At 58.9% G+C, this 4343-nt stretch carries 2 protein-coding genes and 1 pseudogene; 2 read left to right on the top strand and 1 reads right to left on the bottom strand.

Going from position 1 to position 4343, the window contains the following annotated elements:
• Positions 1 to 659: 659 nt before the first annotated feature.
• Together nifA and EVC45_RS43495 are read left to right on the top strand one after the other, a co-directional pair.
• On the top strand, positions 660 to 2309 hold the full coding sequence (gene nifA / locus EVC45_RS43500; RefSeq protein WP_129964219.1) for a nif-specific transcriptional activator NifA: 1650 nt from the start codon (positions 660 to 662) through the stop codon (positions 2307 to 2309).
• 155 nt (positions 2310 to 2464) lie between these two features.
• Positions 2465 to 3305 (top strand): annotated as a pseudogene (locus EVC45_RS43495) (IS630 family transposase); the annotation flags it as partial.
• Positions 3306 to 3345: 40 nt separating this feature from the next.
• Here EVC45_RS43495 and istB read toward each other — a convergent pair.
• Entirely contained in the window at positions 3346 to 4104 is a 759-nt protein-coding gene (gene istB, locus EVC45_RS43490) for an IS21-like element helper ATPase IstB (protein ID WP_129964218.1), read from the bottom strand.
• Between the last annotated feature and the right edge of the window lie 239 nt (positions 4105 to 4343).

The raw sequence follows: 4343 nt of genomic DNA, 5'->3' as shown, positions 1-4343 counted from the left end.
AATCGTGGACACCCTCGAAATCCTCGAACCCCGCGTCAACAGGCGCTCTCCAGCCTGCCGACCTCGAATAAACCGGACACTACTGATGTCATCGAGAAACATCGGGCCTCGATGCGGAATGACATAGGTGTCGACCGGTTGTAGGCGCGTAACGTTGCATTGGATCGCGCGCTTAAAAAAGAAACGACGAATCAACTGGGCGGATGCGCTCGAGCAAGCTGCTGAATACCGCTCATAGCATTTTGGATGGACTCACGCGAAGTTGCGTCTATGTCGAGAATGCAAACTGAGCTGCGATTTGAGGCCTACGGCACATTACGATGTGAATTTATAACGAAACCGCTCCTGCCTTCCTTCAACGCTGGCAGCGTTCGACCAAGACTAGGGACCTCGACTGACGGTGCGGGTTGCCGTTGACCCGAATTTGTCGTGAAACCTACGTTTTTTTTGGTTAGTATGCTAGGCGCGGACGGACGTCCTTGTCTCTGATTGCAGCTTTCCGACGCCATTGCCGCGATTTTGTCATTTTTGTCGAGTTTGTCGATGCCTGCGTACCGTGGCATCCCGAATTCGGCTGTCACCAACGCGACTATGGCTCTGCCATTGTGTCGAGCCGTCTCCGTCACGGCGTTGGCGAGTTGTCGCTGGAGCCCGAATCTATGTCGCATTCTCTCGTCAACGAGAGCCCCCCCGATTTCGATGTCGTGACCGAAGTGCTAAAAACGCTGGCCTCATCCCGGAATGCGGAGCAGACGTTGAAGAGGTCGCTGTGGTTTCTGTCGCGTGCGAGAGGCTGGCGTTCCGCGTTCATCGCCGTCGAGCAGCCGGATGGAAAGCTTGGCGGCCTGTGTAGCACGGGATTGTCAGACGGCTGGCAAGAAGGTATCCGTCTTCCCCCCGGTGAAGGGATCGTAGGGCGGATACACGAAAGCGAGTCCGCCGTGGTTGTGTCTGAGTTGGATAGTAGTGACCCCATGTTCGACGACCGCACGGGGGCTGTCGGTGTTCTCGATGCTGAGCGTGTCGCTCTACTTGGGACACCGATCCGGCACGAAGGACGGCCGCTCGGGGTGCTCGTAGCACTTTGTGAGAATCCGGACGGGAAGCGTATTTTCACAGACGATCTCCAACTTTTGGAAGTTGTTGCTGCGCCGATGGGCCAGGCACTTCTGCTTGATCGTGAGGTGAATCCAAACCGCAAAATCGTGCAGGAGGAGATCAGTCGCCGACGGAACGCGCCACCTCCTGTATATCAAGTCGATTGGGCAATCGGCCGATCTGCGTCGATGCAGCACGTATTTGAGCAGGTCCATCAGGTCGCGCCTGCGAGAACGACGGTGCTCTTGCGCGGCGAGAGCGGCACCGGCAAGGAGTTGATCGCGCGTGCAATCTATCGTTTGTCCCCGCGCAAGGACCAGCCATTCGTCTCGGTGAACTGTGCGGCGCTCACGGAAACGCTGCTGGAAAGCGAGCTGTTTGGCCACGAAAAGGGGGCGTTCACAGGTGCTCAAACTCAGCGAAAGGGGCGTTTCGAATTGGCGCACGGCGGAACACTTTTCCTCGACGAGATTGGTGATATATCACCGTCGTTCCAAGCGAAACTCCTGCGCGTTCTGCAGGAGCGGGAGTTCGAACGGGTAGGGGGGGCAACGTCCGTGAAAGTTGACGTGAGGCTGATCGTTGCAACTAATCGCAGTCTGGAACAAATGGTGAGAGAGGGCGAATTCCGAGCGGATCTTTATTACCGCATCAACGTGGTGAGCATCGTGTTGCCGCCGCTGCGCGAGCGCCGGGAAGACATCCCCGAGATGGCGCAGTACTTCCTTAACCGCTTTAATCGTGAGAACGGTCGCGCTCTGCATTTCAACGATGAAGCGTTGCGCGTGCTGTCGAGTTGTTACTGGCCCGGCAACGTGCGCGAACTCGAAAACTGCATTGAGCGGACTGCGACAATGGCGCATCATGACACGATAGGTCGTTGTTCGTTTCTCTGCGAGATCGACCGGTGTCTCACGAAGGCGTTGCATTATATGGAGCGAGAAGACGCAGTGCGTCCGGCGCGCTCGTCGGACGTTACAGTCAGTGCAGCGCTGAACGTTCCGGCGAGATTCGGCGCCCCGGAGCGCGATGCCGGCGGTCTCGGCATGCACGCTGGCGAGCGCGGACCTGGAGACGAGCGTGAACGGCTGCTCTGGGCCATGGAGCGCTGCGGTTGGGTGCAGGCAAAGGCAGCACGCCTGCTCGGCATTACGGCGCGGCAGATCGGCTATGCACTGCGCAAGCACGGCATAGAACTACGCCGCTTCTAGGAAATCGAAGCTCGGGGACACGCCCTGTGCGCTTCCGATATTTCGTCTGCTCGCTATGCAAAGTGAAGCGCGCCTATTGAGTTTTACTAAATTCACGACAACCGATTCTCTGCTGGTGCGTTATACGGTCATCACGTTGAAGGGAGACTCGGTTGATGGCCAAAATGGACGATGCTACGCGCAAGCGGGTGCGTGCCGGTCGCTTGATGTTGGCGGGCAAGACGCCCGCCGAAGCGGCAAAGATGGTCGGAGTGGCGCGGCAGACCGCATACACGTGGAAGGCCCGACTCGACGAAGGTGGCATCGATGCGCTTCGCGTGATGGCCACGGGGCGGCCGGCGCAACTGGATGCGGCCCAACTCGAAGGTTTGCGCACTGTGGCGCGACAATCCGGATGAGAGACCTCACCTTGATTGACGCGCGCCAGCGCACAGCGCTGCTGCAGAGCCCGTTGACACACGGATTCGGTACCGAACTGTGGACGCTCAAGCGCGTACGGGTGCTCATCGAGCGACTGTACGGCGTTACCTTCAGCGAGGTACATGTCTGGCGGTTGCTGGGCGCCTTGGGGTTCAGCTCGCAAAAGCCGGAGCGCCGAGCGATCGAGCGCCACGAGGACGCAGTACTGACCTGGAAGCGCAAGACCTGGCCCGCGCTCAAAAAAAGTGTACCGCCGAAGGACGACTGATCGTCTTTATTGACGAATCCGGCCTCTCGGAGCGCCCCACACGAGTGCGCACCTGGGCGCCCAAGGGCTGCACGCCGATCATTCAGTACCACTTCAACTGGAAACACGTTTCGGCCATCGCAGGTCTTACCCGTACCAACTTCGTGTTCCGCCTGCACGACGGCGCGATCAAAAGCGCGCAAATCATCGAATTCCTCAAAGCGCTGCGCGCGCAACTCAGACGCAAGCTGATGATCGTGTGGGACGGCGCAGCGCAGCACAAGAGCCGCGTCGTGCGCGAGTACCTTGACTGCGTATTCCACGCCATCGCGAACAAACAGGATGCAGCGACGCGGGAGTTTTGCCTTTTTACTCGGAGTGCGACTTTGCGGTCAACTGACTTCGTGTCTTGCGCATCGATTCGCCTGCAAGTGTGATGCGATGCGCGTTGTGTACCAGCCGGTCGAGGATTGCGTCCGCGACTGTCGGCTCGCCAATCGCGTCATGCCAGAGGTCCACGGACAGCTGGCTCGTGGCCAGCGTGGATCGGTTGCCGTGACGGTCATCAAGGACCTCCAGCAGATCACGCCGCGCCGAGTCGCTCAGCGGCGTCATCGCCAGGTCGTCAAGGATCACGAGATCTGTCTTGGCGAGTTGCGCAAGCCAGCGCGCGTAGCGGCCACTGCCGTGCGCAATGGCCAGTTCTTCACTGAGCTTCGGCACGCGCAGGTAACAGGCAGAGAAGCCCTGTCTGCAGGCCTGAACGGCGAAGGCACAACCCAGCCAGCTTTTGCCAAGCCCGGTCGGCGCGACCAGGATCAGATTCTGGCGCTCGCGAGTCCACTCACAGGTCAGCAGCCGAGCGGTGAGCGCGCGATCCAGCCCGCGCGCAGTGCGGTAATCGATGTCCTCCGGCGAGGCGCCGGAGAACTTCAGCTTCGCGCGCCGCAGGCGCGCAGCTGTCTGTCGCGATTCCCGCTGGCTGGATTCGCGCTCGACCAGCAGGCCCAGGCGCTCTTCGAAGCCAAGGCGGTCAATGCCCTCCTGTGCTTGCTGCTCGGCAAGGGCAGCGGCCATGCCGCTCAGGCGCAACGCATGCAGTTTGTCGACGGTCGGATGATGAAGCATAAAGATTCCTTCGTGATTTCAGTCAACTGATTGCGGGTTTCAAGCAGACTGAAGTTGCATTTGATCAGTAATGCATATGTTTCATGAAATGCATGAGTTGGCAAGACAGGCAACGCGAAGCGGAAGTGTGATTTGCGAAGTGATCGACATGGTAACGACGCGGGCTCCGGTGCAAATAGGTAGCGTGGTCGAAATAATCTTTATAGATTTGGATACCTTATCGATTGAACAGGACGGCG

The organism is Paraburkholderia sp. UYCP14C (genome assembly GCF_004197395.1).
Lineage (GTDB): Bacteria > Pseudomonadota > Gammaproteobacteria > Burkholderiales > Burkholderiaceae > Paraburkholderia.
This window is presented reverse-complemented; position numbering and strand designations above follow the sequence as displayed.

Excerpts from the sequence above, each read along its gene's own strand:
- nifA (WP_129964219.1), top strand. The coding sequence starts at position 660 with ATGTCGCATTCTCTCGTCAACGAGAGCCCCCCCGATTTCGATGTCGTG.
- istB (WP_129964218.1), bottom strand. The coding sequence starts at position 4,104 with ATGCTTCATCATCCGACCGTCGACAAACTGCATGCGTTGCGCCTGAGC.